This is a genomic window from Ectopseudomonas toyotomiensis, assembly GCF_017167985.1.
Lineage (GTDB): Bacteria > Pseudomonadota > Gammaproteobacteria > Pseudomonadales > Pseudomonadaceae > Aquipseudomonas > Aquipseudomonas toyotomiensis.
In genome coordinates this window covers 4312236-4325478 of the sequence record NZ_CP070505.1, presented here as the reverse complement: position 1 = coordinate 4325478, position 13243 = coordinate 4312236, and the positions used below count along the sequence as shown (strand labels likewise).

Here is a 13243-nt window from a genome sequence, read left to right as displayed (position 1 = left end):
CTGGGTTTAGACGAGCTTGAGGGGTCGCGGTGAAAGGCATATGACAGGAAAAAGACCATTCGATGACGCAGCAGCGCCCCGGCCCAGGCGTTACACTCCGGCGGTTGCCAAGGAAACTGCCATGCTCCCGATCCTGTCCCTGCGTCATTACAGCCACGAAGTACTCAGCCATAGCCACGACCACGCGCAACTGGTGTTCGGCCTGGCGGGCGAGCTGCAATTCGAAGTGGACGGCCAGGGCAGCCAGGTGCTGCGCCATCACCTGGCCGTAGTGCCGGCCGAAGCACGCCATACCTGCGGCAGCCCACGCGGCAGCCAGTGCCTGGTACTGGATCTGCCGGCCAACGACTGGCTGGAACGCCAGCTGGGCCACCATGCGAGCGATATCCAGCGTTTGCTGGACAAGCCCAACGCCCTGCAACTCGATCCCTCGCAGGGGCAGCTGCTCAACTGGTTGGCCAGCAGCCCGATCAATGACCCGGTCATCGCCGGCCAGGGTGCGGCCCTGCTGCTCGGCAGCCTGGCCTGCAGCCGCCAGCATGCCGAGACGCCAGGTTTGCCGCTAGCAGCCTTGGATCGTTATATCGAGCAGCACGCGGCGCATCCGCTGCAGGTGGCGGACCTGGCGCGCCTTGCCGGTCTGTCGGTGGCGCGCTTCCATGCCCGCTTCCTCGCCGAGACCGGGAGCACGCCCATGGAGCATATCCGCCAACGCCGCCTGCACCTGGCCGAGCAACTGCTGCGTGGCAGCGACCTGGCCGTTGGCGAAATCGCCGCACGGGTCGGCTACAACTCGCAAAGCGCCTTCACCGCTGCCCTCTCCCGCCACCTGGGCATGACCCCAAGGCAATTGCGCCGCACGCGCTAGCCAGTACACGAGCCGTAGGGTGCGCCGTGCGCACCGGCCGTTAGCGATGCCCGCACGTAGCCTCGATAGCCTGGCGACAAAACTCATCACTCCCGCGACAGACGGCTATCGTCTGCGCCGCCTAGACTGCGCCGCATTATCGAGGAGTACCCCATGCAAACCATCGAATGGCAGGATTTCGAGAAAGTGGAGCTGCGCGTCGGCACCATTCGCAGCGCTCGTCCCAATGACAAGGCAGTGAAGCCGGCCTACGTGCTGGATGTGGATCTCGGCGAACGGGGCATCAAGACCTCCAGCGCGCAGATCACCGCGCACTACAGCTGTGGCGAGCTGATTGGTCGCCAGGTGCTGTGCGTGTGTAATTTCGCCCCCAAGCGCATCGCCGGGGTGCGCTCGGAAGTGCTGGTCACCGGTGTCTATGACAGCGACAACCGCGTCGTCCTCGCCGGTTTCGACCAGCCATTGCCCAACGGTGCGCGCCTGGCATGACGGAACGTAACGCCCTGCTGGCGATTCACCTGGGTGCCCTGCTGTTCGGCCTGTCAGGCATCTTCGGCAAACTCGCGGCGACCACGCCGAACATGATTGCAGGCGGCCGCGCGTTCTTCGCCGTGCTCGCACTGGGCCTGGCTGCGGTGCTCTGGCGCAGCCGCAATGCAGTTCGTCCGAGCCTGCGGCAGATGGCTCTGCTGGCACTCGGCGGCCTGCTACTGGGCACGCACTGGGTCACCTTCTTCGAGGCGGTGAAGGTCTCCGGCGTGGCCATCGCCACCCTCGGCTTCGCCAGCTTCCCAGCCTTCACCGTACTGCTGGAGGGCCTGCTGTTTCGCGAGCGCACCCGCCCCGGCGAGTTCGCCATGGTCGGCGTGGTATGCGTGGGGCTGATCCTGGTCACGCCCGAGTTCAGCCTGAACAGTGACGCCACAGTCGGATTGCTGTGGGCGGTGTTGTCGGGCTTTCTCTTCGCCCTGCTGTCGCTGCTCAATCGCGCCAGCACCCGTGACCTCGACCCGGTAAAGGCCGCGCTGTACCAGAACATCACGGTACTGCTGTGCTTCCTGCCGCTGGCCTGGCCGCTGCTGCCCAGTGTGCACGCGGTGGACTGGCTGTGGCTGGCCATGCTCGGCATCTTCTGCACAGGCCTGGCGCACAGCCTGTTCGTCGCCAGCCTGCGCGTGCTCAAGGCGCGCACTACGGCAGTGATCTTCGCTCTGGAGCCGGTCTACGGGATTCTGTTCGCCTGGTGGCTGTTCAGCGAGCAGCCGACGCTGCGCATGCTGGCCGGAGGCGTGCTGATCGTCAGCGCGATCTTCGTTTCGGCGCGGATGGCGCGCTGACGCCCGGAACGCCTTGCTGCAGCGCAGCCCTGCTGATCAGTTGACGCTGTAACCACGCCCCGTCAGACAGGCGCTCAACGCCCGGCGATAACGCTCGGTGGAGTCGGCACCTACTGGACGGGTTGTGGTGGCAGGGTCGAAACCGCTCTGTCCCACGGCCCAGCCGTGGCACTCATATCGATCACGCCCCTGTTGCTCGACACTCTGTCCGCTGGCTGGATAGGCGATCACTTCATAGCTGGCGATACTATTGCCCTGTATGACTGGCGGCGGTGTGACGACCTCATAGCGCTGGGCATTGGCGTTCCACAGGTAGTAGGTGCCTGCTGCGACAAAGTACAGCGCACTGCCGATCCATAGCTCACGAGCGCCCTCCGGCAAACCATGGCGATGACCGCCGGGACCGGGGCCCCACTTACCCCAACCAGGGCCACCCGGAGCAGACCCACCAGGACCGGGCGGGCCTGCCAGCGCCTGGGCAGAAAGCACCAGACTCATCAATGCCAGGATCACGGAGCGTTGCAGCGACATACTTCACCTCTCACAGAATGGCCATAGCGGCTCAAGGCAAATTATTCGTGCGCACTCGCAGGAGCGGGGTAAGCCCTGTGTAAAGAGGGGGTAAAGCTTCTGATACGTATCCGATCAAGGGCGGTCGTTATGGCCCAGGTCGCGGGTCGGGGCGATCAAATCGCGCACTCGCTGCTTGAGCACCTTGGCCTCGGGGAAACCACCATCGGCCTTGCGTTCCCAGATCTGCTGGCCATCGCAGAGGATGCGGAACACGCCGCCGGTGCCCGGCTCCAGGCTGACCCGGCCGAGCTCGTCGGCAAAGGTACTCAGCAGTTCCTGAGCCAGCCACGCGGCGCGCAGCAGCCACTGACACTGGGTGCAATAGGTGATGACGATTTCGGGCTTCTGATCGGGCATGGCAGCGGCTCTACTGTGGGGCTTGATGCCTATAATAACGGCCTTTGTCTCTGCTCCTGCCGGAATCCACCATGCGCCGCCTGCTCTTTTCGCTGCTCTGCCTGTTCGCCCTGTCCAGCCTGCCCGTCGTCGCTGCCGAACGTGTCGGTCTGGTGCTGTCGGGCGGCGCCGCTCGCGGCCTGGCACACATTGGTGTGCTCAAGGCCCTGGAGGAACAAGGTATTCGCATCGACGCCATCGCCGGCACCAGCATGGGCGCCATCGTCGGCGGGCTCTATGCCGCCGGCTATTCGGTGGCGGAGCTTGAGCGCCTGGCGCTGGAACTGGACTGGCAACAGGCGCTGTCCGACTCACCGCCACGCGAGGACATCCCCTTTCGCCGCAAGCAGGACGACCGTGATTTTCTGATCAAACAGAAACTCAGTTTTCGCGACGACGGCAGCCTTGGCCTGCCGCTGGGCGTGATCCAGGGCCAGAACCTGGCGCTGCTGCTGGAAAGCCTGCTGGTGCATCGCAGCGCCACCCGCGATTTCGATCATCTGCCGATCCCCTATCGCGCCGTGGCCACCGATGTGGTCACGGGTGAACAGGTGATCATGAGCAGCGGTCACCTGCCGCAGGTGATGCGCGCCAGTATGTCGATCCCGGCGGTGTTCGCCCCGGTGGAAGTAGATGGCCGCCTGCTGGTCGACGGCGGCATGGTCAACAACGTGCCAATCGACGTCGCGCGGCAGATGGGTGTCGATCACGTCATCGTCGTCGACCTGGGTATGCCACTGAAACCGGCCAAAGAGCTGCTCACCGTGGTCGACGTGATGAACCAGTCGATCAACCTGATGATGCGCAAGAACTCCGAGGCTCAACTCGAAACGCTGGAGGCGGACGACGTATTGATCCAGCCGCCACTGGCCGGCTTCGGCGTCGCCGACTTCAATCGTGGCGAACAGATGATCGACGCCGGTTATCGCGCCACGCAGATTCAGGCCGAGCGCCTGGCTCGTTTGCGTACCAGCAGCGCCGGCAATCCGGCACTGGCCATGGCGCGCTCGCGCGAACAGCGCACACCGGTGATCCGCGAGATCCAGGTGGAAAACGACTCGAAAGTCAGCGATGCGGTGATTCGCCGGCATATTCGCCAAACGCTTGGCGAGCCACTGGACATGGATCGCCTGCAGAAAGACATGGGCACCCTTTACGGCTTGGACTACTTCGAGCGCGTGCAATACCGGGTAGAGCCACTGGACGAGCGCGGCAGTGCACTGGTGATCGATGCCCGCGGCAAACGCACCGGCACCGACTACCTGCGCCTGGGGTTGAACCTGTCCGATGACATGCGTGGCGACAGCGCTTTCAACATCGGCGCCAGTTACCGCGTCAACGGCATCAACGAGCTCGGCGCCGAATGGCTGACACGCCTGCAGCTGGGTGACCGTCAGGAGCTCTATAGCGAGTTCTATCAACCGCTGGACGCCGGCTCGCGCTACTTCGTCGCGCCCTACCTGTTCGGCGAGGCACAGAACGTCGAAGCGATCCTGGACAACGATCCCATCGCCGAATACCGCCTGGAGCGTTACGGCTATGGCCTCAATCTGGGCCGGCAGATTGCCAACAACGGCGAGATTCGTTTCGGCATCGCTCAGGCCTGGGGCGAGGCGGATGTCCGCGTAGGCGAACGCGATCTGCCCAGCTTCAGTTTCAGCGAGGGGTATTACGAGCTGCTGTACTCCTTCGACACCCTGGACAACCTCGACTTCCCACGTACAGGTGAGGACATCGGCCTGATGCTGCGCAAATATGACCGCGGGCTGGGTTCGGACGAGGAATATCGGCAATGGCAGCTGAAGCTGGACAAGGCCCACAGCCACGGCCCCAACACCTGGCTGTTCGGTGGGCGCTACGGACGCACCCTGGATGAGGCGGAAGTGGTCACCTCGGGCTTCATTCTCGGTGGCGCCCAGGAGCTGTCGGGCTTTCGCCAGGACTCGCTGAGCGGCCAGAACATGGCGCTGGCGCGGATGATCTACTACCGGCGCATGACGCCAACCTCGATGTTGCCGCTGAACTTCCCGCTATACCTGGGCCTGTCGCTGGAGCGCGGCCGCGCCTGGAACAACGACAACGCCTTCGACAGCGGCTACATCAACGCAGCCAGCATCTTCCTTGGTCTGGATACGCCGCTGGGCCCGCTGAACTTCAGCTACGGCTTCAACGACGAGCGGGAAAAGGCGCTGTACCTGAACCTGGGCAAGAGCTTCTGAAACGACGAGGCCGCGCATATGCGCGGCCTCGTCAGGTCCAGCAACAGAGTCGGTCAGGCGATTTCCGCCAGTAACTGGCGCGCGGCCTTCCTCTGCTCGTCATCGCCGTGGTCGATCACCTCGTTGAGGATGTCGCAGGCGGTGGCGATATCGCCCTGTTTGATATAGGCCAGCGCCTGGTTGAGCTGGGCCATGTGCTCCGGATTGCCCGCCAGGTGGTCGATGTCGCCCTGCAGAGCAGCGGTGGCATCGGCATCACCGGCGAAAGCGTCGAGGAAGTTGTCATCCAGCGCCGGCACCTCATCACTAAGCACCATTTCCATCTCACCGAAGGCGCTCAACTGCTCGTCTTCATGATGCAGTTCGAACACCTCAGGCAGCTCCTGCAGATTGCTGGCGAACGACGCATCGAACTCCGGCTCAGCAGCGGCCTTGGGTTTGGCCTTGGCAGTTGCCGGGAACGGGCTGACCAGATCCCAGTCGGCATCCAGCGACAGGTCGTCGAGGTTGAGCTGAAAATCAGGCTCGGTCGCAGGTGCTGCCGCAGGCTGCGGCGCAGCGACAGCCTCGGTCGGTACCTGCTGAGTCACCCGCAGATCAGGATGACGCGCCTTCAAGGCATCGATGCGTGCGGCGTCGAACGCCTCGGCGCGCAGCACGGCCTCCTCACGCGCGAAGCCCGCCCCGTCACCCAACAGCGCCAGAACCTCCAGTAGACGGAAACGCAGATCGCTGCGCTGCGGGTCCTGAGCCAGTGCCTTGCTCAGCTCACCACGCGCCTCGCTGACGCGACCGTAGGCAATGTAGACATTGGCAGCCTCGAGCGGGTCGACCGGCCCTTGCGCACGCACCGGAGCCGGCGTCGGTACTGCCTTGGCCACCGGAGCGGCGCCAACGGCAGCGGCAACCGCCGCGAGTTGGGGACGAGGCGGTTGCTGAGGTGGCTGCGCCTTGGGTTGTACCTGCACCACCGGCCTGGTTTTCTCGCCACGCCGCCGCCCGGCCCAGAAAAGCGCACCGAGCAACAGCAGAAGCCCAATACCACCGGCCAACAGTGTCGACCACCAGCCGCGCTCTACTGCCGCGGGCTCCTCGACACTGACCGGCGCGACGGCTATGGGCTGGGCGACCGGCTCGGCGGGCGTACGCGTAGCCAGCTCAGCCAACTGAGCATCCTTCTGCGCCAATTGCTCCTGCAACTGCTGCAGTTGCAATTGCAGTTGCGCCAAGCCTTGTTGCAGCTGCAGATTTTCCGCAGCCTGATTAGCCAGCTCCAGATCGACCTGGCGCTGCCTCTCGGCCAGCAGCTCCAGGCTTTCAGTTGGCTGCGGTGCTGGCTCCAAGGCAGCCAGAGGCGCGCTCACGGGCCCTTCGGCAGTGTTTGCAGCGAGCGCAGGTGCGGCCTCGGCAGCGAGCAGAGCAGCGGTCGGCTGGACAGCCTCCGCACGGGCGGCATCCGGCAGCAGCAGGTCGGCGCCAGCCTGTAGACGACCTGGATCACCGCCAGCAAAGGCATTCGGGTTGAGGGCAAGAATGCCCTCCATCAGCGCCTGCTGAGATAGCGTACTGCCCTGCTCACGCAGGCGCGCGGCGATGGACCAGAGGCTGTCGCCACGGCTGACCTGATGACGGTGCCCAGCCGATGCCCTCGGTGGCGTGACCGTGCTGACCGGCGAGAGCGATGCCGCGGCGCGAGTAGAGGGTTGCGAAGGCGCCGTAGCGCTTGGCGCAGCCACGGCGGAATAAGCCGAAGAGCCGGGAGGATCCAGCAGCACGGTGTACTCACGCAGCAGTTGGCCATTGGGACGCGCCACTTCGACGATGAAGTTCAGGTATGGCTCACGCACCGGACGGTTCGACACCACGCGGATCACGCTACGTGAACCCTGCAGAAGCGGGGTGAAACGCAGATCGTTGAGAAAGTAGAAGCGCTCGACGCCCGAACGACTGAACACCTCGGCTGGCGCCAGACCGACACGCAGATCCTGCGCGCCCAGATCACCCACCTCCAGCAGCTCGATCTCGGCCTCGAAAGGCTGATTCAGCGCCGAATGTAGCGTGATCTCACCTAAACCAAGCGCCGGTGCCATTCCCGAATAGAGGGCAGACCCCGACGCCAGACCCAACATTAATTGACGCACCCGAGCCATGTGACCTCCAGGGTTATCCGGCTCGAACGCCACCTCCTCGACTTCCTGTCTGAGCTTCCCTTGGCCGGGAGGCTGGCGCCCTTGATAGTTCCGAGAACAGGTGACAAGGTCCTTGTCGAGGCCGTCTCGAATTGCATTATGGCTACTAATTCACAAAGTAGCGGCTTGGACGCCAGTTTGCCGACGAAAGCACAGTGCCATCAAGCTGAATCAGTCAAAAATTAGGCACAGAAAAAATCCGATCAAAAAATGATCGGATTTTTGACAGTTCAGGCGGTTCACTTCATCAGGTTGCCGAGCACTCGAGCGTGCACCTGCTGACAGCGACGCAGATCATCCTCGTCGATGCCGGCGAAGACTTCATGGCGCAGTTGGGTGGAAATCGCTTCGATCTTCTCGATCAGAGGCTGCGCATCCGGCTGCAGCGCAATCTTCTTGGCACGGCGGTCTTCGGGTACCGCCACGCGAGTAACCAGCCCCTGGCTTTCGAGACTGTCGAGTAGACGCGCCAGCGTCGGCCCTTCTACGCCGATGCTTTGCGCCAATTCACGCTGGGTCGGCATTTCGCTGAAGCGCGCCAGGTGCAGCAGCACCAGCCAGCGAGCCTGGGACAGGCCCAGCCCTACCAGGCGTCTATCGAGTTCGGAACGCCAGGCACGGGATAGCTGGGCAACCTGCATGGCAAAGCGATGTTGATCGGGGTAAGACATGGGCAAGCGGACTCATACAAAGGTCAAAAACTAATTATTAGCCAGCTAGCCATAACCCGATGCGCAGGGCAAGCGCAGATTGCGCCATGAGCGTTGCAGAATGCGACCGACTCGTTGCGCACCGACTGCAACTCAGGCTGCCACCCTGTTACGTCCGAAAGCCTTGGCCTCGTATAGCGCTCTGTCAGCCTGCTCGTAGAGCTGGCTCAATTCAGGCTGACTATCCGGACTCAGGCAGGCGACGCCGATGGACATCGTCAGCACATCGGCACTATCGGAGCCGCGGTGGGCGATGCCCGCCTCCTCCAGCGAATGGCGCAGGGCCTCGGCGCGTTGCCTGGCTTCATCGGCACTGATGTCGAACAACAGCAACGCGAACTCCTCACCGCCAAGCCGTACGCCCATATCCAGTGGTCGCCGCGCCGCCTGCTCGATCAGTGCGCCGACACGCTGCAAAGCCGCGTCGCCAGCCTGGTGACCGTAGCAGTCGTTGTAGGCCTTGAAATGGTCGATGTCACAGAGCAGCAACGCAATCGATATGCCGTCACGCTGCGCCTGGCGCCACAGGCGCTCGAACTGCCGATTGAAGCTACGACGGTTATGCAGCCCGGTCAGGCTGTCGTGGTAGGCAAGCAGCTGCATCAGGTGGCTGATCAGAAAATGCTCGCGTGATTTGTATTCCAGGAGGTAGCAACCGACAGCGCCGATAAGATTGCCGAAGACCAGGAACAACAGGTTGTTGATCAACCTCGGAGCAGGCAGCCCTGCGGCCAATTCCGCCAGCACATAGGCGAGCAAAATCACCAGGGAACAGGCAAGGGCCTCGCTCAAGCGCAGGCCGACCAGAAAGTACGCCGCCATGCTTACCAGCAACAGACCTTCGTAGGGGTAGCCGGGGTCGGCGCGATGGGCGATACCGACAATCATCGCTGCCCCCACACCGAGCGCGAGGATGCAGGTCATGCTCAGCGGTAACAGCAGATGGCTGTGGCGACGCCGCAGGATCAGGGTCGCGCAAACCAGCAGGATGACCAGCACCACCAGGCGCACGGCAATCACCCAGCCCAGGTGTGATGCAGGCACCACCAACATGTCGAGCGCAGTCAGGGCCAGCCAGATGACCGTGGCCACGCAGAGCGCGATACGTTTGAGCTCGAAGCCGTCCTCGAGCATGTGCGCACGATATTCACGCTCGAGAGCGCGGGAAAAACGCAATCGCCGAAAGCCCAGGCTCAACTGGTCGGCATAGGGGCTCGAACGAACTTCGTCTGGCCAGGCGTGATAGTTAGGCACCCTCACCTCGTTATCTGGCGGCCTGCCCACACCTTAGCAGACCGGTGAAAAACTACCTGCGTTGCCATTGCTGCGTTAAAAACAGGCTCAAAATGCTCATTTACAACTCGTAAACTCCGCTTTTTCGCCTGCTTTTTGCCTTGCACTGGCTACCTCGCCTACGTTTTTCAACGGCCTGTTAGCCCTGTGCGCGAAATGCCGCCAGAATCAGGCTGCCAAGTTTCACCGAGGACGCTTAGATCTCGAACTCGGCCTGCAGCGCCGCACGCACGCAGTAGAGCACGGCCTCGTCGACGCGACCGGCGAACAGTGGCGCCACCTCACTCACGGCCGGCAGCTCGCCCTCGCCGTCGAGGAAGGTTTCCTGAATCTCGCCCAGCAGTTCCTCAGGAAGATCCAGCGCCTGTTCCAGGGTCAGTTGTTGCTGGGCAATGGCCTCGGCCAGCAGGCTGTAAACGTTCTTCTCGCTGCAGTTAAGCTGGCCGGCGATCTGTGCGGGCGTCATGCCGGCACGGGCCAGGCTGACCAGCTCGTGACGCAGATCGGCCACCGGAGCCGGCGTGTCATCCGCGCCGCTGCCATTGAGCACTTCCAGAAAAGCCTGGCCATAGCGCTCCAGCTTGCGCGCGCCAACGCCGCTGACCTCGGCCATCTCGCTCAGCGAGCTGGGCTGGCTACGCAGCATCTCCAGCAGCGTGGCATCGGGGAAGATCACGTAAGGCGGTACGCTGTGTTCCTCGGCCAGCTTACGGCGTAGGCTGCGCAGCGCCTCCCACATTTCCCGTTCATGGCCACGCACCAACTGGCTGGCGGCGCTGCTGGAGGCCTTGGCCGCCTGCGCCGGCTTGGGTTCACGGCGCAATTGCAGGCTGACCTCACCGCGCAGCAGCGGCCTGCAGGTCTCACTCAGACGCAGACCGCCGAAGCCATCCAGATCGACATCGGCCAGGCCGCGCGCGACCAACTGGCGGAACAGGGTGCGCCACTCGACCTCGGAAAAACCCTTGCCCACACCGAACACCGCCAGATGCTGATGACCAGCGGCGCGAATCTTCTCGTTGTCACGGCCGAGCAGAATATCCACCAGATGGCCGACACCATAGCGCTGGCCACTGCGATAGACAGCCGACAACGCCTGGCGCGCCGGCTCGGTGGCATCCCAGGTCTCGACGCCATCGATGCAGTTGTCGCAGTGCCCACAAGGGTTGGGCAGTTCTTCATCGAAGTAGGCCAGCAGCGCCTGACGGCGGCAGCGTGTCTCCTCGCACAGGGCGAGCATGGCGTCGAGCTTGTGCTGCTCGATGCGCTTGTGGCGCTCGTCACCTTCGGAATTGTTGAGCATCTGCTTGAGGAAGATCACATCCTGCAGGCCGTAAGCCATCCAGGCATCGGCCGGCAGTCCGTCACGACCGGCGCGACCGGTCTCCTGGTAGTAGGCCTCCAGCGACTTGGGCAGATCCAGGTGACAGACGAAACGCACGTTGGGCTTGTCGATACCCATGCCGAAGGCGATGGTCGCCACCATGATCAGGCCTTCCTCATTGAGAAAGCGCTTCTGATTGAAGGCACGCAACTCGTTGGGCAAGCCGGCGTGATAAGGCAGAGCTGGGAAGCCCTGGCTGCTGAGAAACTCGGCGACCTCCTCGACCTTCTTGCGCGACAGGCAGTAGACGATACCGGCATCACCCTTGCGCGCGGCGAGAAAACCCAGCAGCTGCTTGCGCGGCTGATCCTTGGGCTGGATGCGATAGAAGATGTTCGGCCGGTCGAAGCTCGACAGAAAGCGCTCGGCGTTGTCCAGGTGCAGACGCTGGACGATTTCCTCACGGGTACGTTTATCCGCGGTGGCGGTCAGGGCGATGCGCGGCACATTGGGAAAGAGCTCAGCAAGCTGGCCGAGTTGCAGGTACTCAGGCCGGAAATCATGGCCCCACTGCGACACGCAGTGCGCTTCGTCGATGGCAAACAGGGCAATGTCCAGGTCCTGCAGGAAGCTCAGCATGCGCGGCTGCACCAGACGCTCGGGCGCCAGGTAGAGCATCTTGATCTGCCCGCGACGGATACGATCGGCAATCTCGCGCTGCTCGTCAGGACTCAAGGTGGAGTTCAGCGCCACGGCTGCCACACCCAACTCGTCGAGGGTGGCCACCTGATCGTCCATCAGGGCGATCAACGGTGAAACCACCACTGCCAGGCCCTCGCGCATCAGTGCCGGCACCTGGAAGCACAGCGACTTGCCGCCGCCGGTAGGCATCAACACCAGGGCATCGCCGCCGCCGGCCACGCGCTCGATGATCGCGGCCTGGTTGCCGCGAAAGGCGTCGTAGCCGAAAACATCTTTGAGAATGCGCATGGCGTGGTCGAGCATGAAGGCCTCCAAATCTAGCCGCGCATTATGCCGCAGGATCGCAGGCAACAGGGCGCCTACCCGTCCGAAGCCGCTCAATCGCCGTTAGTAGAGCGCTCGTGCTGGTCGCAGAGGCAGCGGTGAACTAGAATCCATCCTCGTTTATCCCCTAAGCCTCAAGGTAACTCCACGATGTCCTTCGCTGAGCAACTGTCCCGCCTGCAAGCCTTTCTCGATGCCGATGAGCTGCACGAAGAGGCGTTGGACTACGTGGCCGCCCATGGCTACCTGACCGCCCTGGCCATCTGCCCGGATCAGGTACCGGAGCGTGAGTGGATCGATGCGCTGTTCGCCGAGCCGCCGCACTACCGCAGCGACGCCGAACGCGAAGAGATCGAAAGCACGCTGATCCATCTCAAGGCCCACATCGCGCGTCAGTTGGCCGGCGAGGAAGAGCCCGAGTTGCCGTGCGATCTGGATCTCGGTGACGAACCGGATGACTCCGACCTGCGCGGCTGGTGCATCGGCTTCATGGAAGGCGTGTTCCTGCGTGAAGCGGTGTGGTTCGAAGATGCCGAAGACGAAGTCAGCGAGTTGCTGCTGCCGATCATGGTCGGCTCGGGTCTGTTCGACGAACAGGCCGAGTTCGCCGAGATCGCCCGCGACCGCGACCTGGTGGACAGCATGATCGACCAGATTCCCGAGCTGCTGACCGCCCTCTTCCTGCTGTGCCAGGCTCCGGAAGAAAAACCCGCACTGCTCAAGCCTCGCCACTGACCCCATGAGCCGGGGTACGCCCCCGGCTGCCGCCAAGACCCGCCCATGCCGCGTGACATCCAGCCAAGCCGCCATCGCAGTGTCCGTTACCTGCTGCTGACCATCGGCTGGTTGAGCGTGGCACTCGGGGTCATCGGTATCTTCCTGCCCGTACTGCCGACCACGCCATTCCTGCTCCTGGCGGCGGCCTGCTTCGTGCGCAGCTCACGACGTTTCTACCTCTGGCTGGTCACCCACCCGCGCCTGGGACCATGGATTCGCGACTACCTCGAAGGCCAGGGCATCCCGCTCAAGGGTAAGGTCTACGCCCTGGTGCTGATGTGGGCCAGCATCAGCTTCTCCTGCTATCTGGTGCCCATGCCCTGGGCGCGCGTGTTCATGCTCAGCAGTGCGGTGCTGGTCAGCCTGTATATTCTCAAGCAGAAGACTCTGCCCAATCCCTGAGCGTTCTGCGCAGCCCGGATGCTATCCGACAGCTCAACGGTACTCCCCCGGATTGCATCCGGGCTACGGGAGCCAGTCACTTCCTCGACAAGCTTTTGACGCTGCTTTCTTACACTGACGAAGCGGCCG

At 63.2% G+C, this 13243-nt stretch carries 12 protein-coding genes; 6 read left to right on the top strand and 6 right to left on the bottom strand.

Features of this window, described 5'->3' with window-relative positions; translation table 11 throughout:
- Nucleotides 1–121: 121 nt before the first annotated feature.
- The 3 genes from JWV26_RS19995 (at nucleotide 122) to JWV26_RS19985 (ending at nucleotide 2205) form a co-directional block, all read left to right on the top strand.
- Entirely contained in the window at nucleotides 122–868 is a 747-nt protein-coding gene (locus JWV26_RS19995; RefSeq protein ID WP_074914422.1) for a helix-turn-helix transcriptional regulator, read from the top strand.
- 153 nt (nucleotides 869–1021) lie between these two features.
- Complete coding sequence (locus tag JWV26_RS19990; RefSeq protein ID WP_074914419.1) at nucleotides 1022–1357, top strand: tRNA-binding protein; 336 nt, start codon at nucleotides 1022–1024, stop codon at nucleotides 1355–1357.
- Nucleotides 1354–2205, top strand: a complete 852-nt coding sequence (locus tag JWV26_RS19985; RefSeq protein WP_206417646.1) for a DMT family transporter — start codon at nucleotides 1354–1356, stop codon at nucleotides 2203–2205. Before JWV26_RS19990 ends, JWV26_RS19985 begins: the two co-directional genes overlap by 4 nt.
- 36 nt (nucleotides 2206–2241) lie before the next feature.
- Here the strand turns inward: JWV26_RS19985 and JWV26_RS19980 are convergent, their stop codons facing one another.
- Both JWV26_RS19980 and JWV26_RS19975 read right to left on the bottom strand, forming a co-directional pair.
- Nucleotides 2242–2736 (bottom strand): hypothetical protein, encoded by a 495-nt coding sequence (locus JWV26_RS19980; protein WP_206417645.1) that lies wholly within the window; start codon nucleotides 2734–2736, stop codon nucleotides 2242–2244.
- 114 nt (nucleotides 2737–2850) lie between these two features.
- Entirely contained in the window at nucleotides 2851–3135 is a 285-nt protein-coding gene (locus JWV26_RS19975; protein WP_206417644.1) for an Rdx family protein, read from the bottom strand.
- Between the two features lie 71 nt (nucleotides 3136–3206).
- Between JWV26_RS19975 and JWV26_RS19970 the strand changes: the two genes are divergently transcribed.
- Nucleotides 3207–5393, top strand: coding sequence for a patatin-like phospholipase family protein (locus JWV26_RS19970; protein WP_206417643.1), 2187 nt, complete (start codon nucleotides 3207–3209; stop codon nucleotides 5391–5393).
- Nucleotides 5394–5446: 53 nt separating this feature from the next.
- Here the strand turns inward: JWV26_RS19970 and JWV26_RS19965 are convergent, their stop codons facing one another.
- The 4 genes from JWV26_RS19965 to recQ all read right to left on the bottom strand — a co-directional run bounded on the left by JWV26_RS19965 (nucleotide 5447) and on the right by recQ (nucleotide 11914).
- Nucleotides 5447–7543, bottom strand: a complete 2097-nt coding sequence (locus tag JWV26_RS19965) for a motility hub landmark protein FimV (RefSeq protein ID WP_478210380.1) — start codon at nucleotides 7541–7543, stop codon at nucleotides 5447–5449.
- A 278-nt stretch (nucleotides 7544–7821) separates the two neighbouring features.
- Nucleotides 7822–8253, bottom strand: a complete 432-nt coding sequence (locus tag JWV26_RS19960; protein ID WP_074914403.1) for a MarR family transcriptional regulator — start codon at nucleotides 8251–8253, stop codon at nucleotides 7822–7824.
- Nucleotides 8254–8385: 132 nt separating this feature from the next.
- Complete coding sequence (locus JWV26_RS19955) at nucleotides 8386–9546, bottom strand: GGDEF domain-containing protein (protein WP_074914401.1); 1161 nt, start codon at nucleotides 9544–9546, stop codon at nucleotides 8386–8388.
- Between the two features lie 235 nt (nucleotides 9547–9781).
- Nucleotides 9782–11914: a DNA helicase RecQ gene (gene recQ, locus JWV26_RS19950; RefSeq protein ID WP_093049661.1), complete on the bottom strand. Its 2133-nt coding sequence runs from the start codon at nucleotides 11912–11914 to the stop codon at nucleotides 9782–9784.
- Between the two features lie 171 nt (nucleotides 11915–12085).
- On the opposite strand from recQ, the gene JWV26_RS19945 reads away from it, so the two are divergent.
- Complete coding sequence (locus tag JWV26_RS19945; RefSeq protein WP_072424677.1) at nucleotides 12086–12670, top strand: UPF0149 family protein; 585 nt, start codon at nucleotides 12086–12088, stop codon at nucleotides 12668–12670.
- A gap of 45 nt (nucleotides 12671–12715) precedes the next feature.
- Nucleotides 12716–13114, top strand: a complete 399-nt coding sequence (locus tag JWV26_RS19940) for a YbaN family protein (protein WP_072424676.1) — start codon at nucleotides 12716–12718, stop codon at nucleotides 13112–13114.
- Nucleotides 13115–13243 lie beyond the last annotated feature (129 nt).

What these genes read in the sequence shown, in the direction of transcription:
- JWV26_RS19995 (WP_074914422.1), top strand. Translation starts at nt 122, where the DNA reads ATGCTCCCGATCCTGTCCCTGCGTCATTACAGCCACGAAGTACTCAGC.
- JWV26_RS19990 (WP_074914419.1), top strand. Translation starts at nt 1,022, where the DNA reads ATGCAAACCATCGAATGGCAGGATTTCGAGAAAGTGGAGCTGCGCGTC.
- JWV26_RS19985 (WP_206417646.1), top strand. Translation starts at nt 1,354, where the DNA reads ATGACGGAACGTAACGCCCTGCTGGCGATTCACCTGGGTGCCCTGCTG.
- JWV26_RS19980 (WP_206417645.1), bottom strand. Translation starts at nt 2,736, where the DNA reads ATGTCGCTGCAACGCTCCGTGATCCTGGCATTGATGAGTCTGGTGCTT.
- JWV26_RS19975 (WP_206417644.1), bottom strand. Translation starts at nt 3,135, where the DNA reads ATGCCCGATCAGAAGCCCGAAATCGTCATCACCTATTGCACCCAGTGT.
- JWV26_RS19970 (WP_206417643.1), top strand. Translation starts at nt 3,207, where the DNA reads ATGCGCCGCCTGCTCTTTTCGCTGCTCTGCCTGTTCGCCCTGTCCAGC.
- JWV26_RS19965 (WP_478210380.1), bottom strand. Translation starts at nt 7,543, where the DNA reads ATGGCTCGGGTGCGTCAATTAATGTTGGGTCTGGCGTCGGGGTCTGCC.
- JWV26_RS19960 (WP_074914403.1), bottom strand. Translation starts at nt 8,253, where the DNA reads ATGTCTTACCCCGATCAACATCGCTTTGCCATGCAGGTTGCCCAGCTA.
- recQ (WP_093049661.1), bottom strand. Translation starts at nt 11,914, where the DNA reads ATGCTCGACCACGCCATGCGCATTCTCAAAGATGTTTTCGGCTACGAC.
- JWV26_RS19945 (WP_072424677.1), top strand. Translation starts at nt 12,086, where the DNA reads ATGTCCTTCGCTGAGCAACTGTCCCGCCTGCAAGCCTTTCTCGATGCC.
- JWV26_RS19940 (WP_072424676.1), top strand. Translation starts at nt 12,716, where the DNA reads ATGCCGCGTGACATCCAGCCAAGCCGCCATCGCAGTGTCCGTTACCTG.